This is a genomic window from Rhizobium sp. 18055 (assembly GCF_902706285.1).
In the GTDB taxonomy this organism is placed as follows: domain Bacteria; phylum Pseudomonadota; class Alphaproteobacteria; order Rhizobiales; family Rhizobiaceae; genus Rhizobium.
Genome location: NZ_CACSKD010000455.1, coordinates 1 through 397, shown reverse-complemented (window position 1 = coordinate 397; position 397 = coordinate 1). Strand labels below are relative to the sequence as shown.

Sequence of the window (397 nt, the reverse complement as noted above, 5' to 3'; positions counted from 1 at the left end):
GTATAAGAGACAGGGGCCTGGGCGAGCCCTTCCACCATGCCCTCGCGCAGGCCGTGGTGCAGACGCTGACGGCGCCCGACCGCTACGGCGACCGCTTCCACCTCACCGTGCTGGTCTGCGATTTCGACGGCAGCAAGATCACCGAGGCCGCCTCCGGGCCGGCCGCCAACGCCTGACGGCACCTCACGATGACGACCACCAACCTGCTCGAGAAAGACCCCCAGCCCTGCCGCGTGATCGGCGTGCTGGACGACGGCGCCGCCAGCCTGAGCGCCACTGCGCTCGCGCTGCTGCGCCGCGCCGACCTGGTGATCGGCGGCACGCGCACGCTGGCGCTGCTGGAGGACGACATCGCCCCGCAGGCCGTGCGGCGCGACCTGACCGGCTGCCTCTCGTC

The 397-nt window shown here is 72.0% G+C and carries 1 protein-coding gene; it reads left to right on the top strand.

Annotation, left to right across the window (positions count from 1 at the left end):
- Window positions 1-188: 188 nt before the first annotated feature.
- On the top strand, window positions 189-397 hold a 209-nt coding region (locus tag GVL52_RS29985; protein ID WP_200848067.1), incomplete at its 3' end, for a hypothetical protein.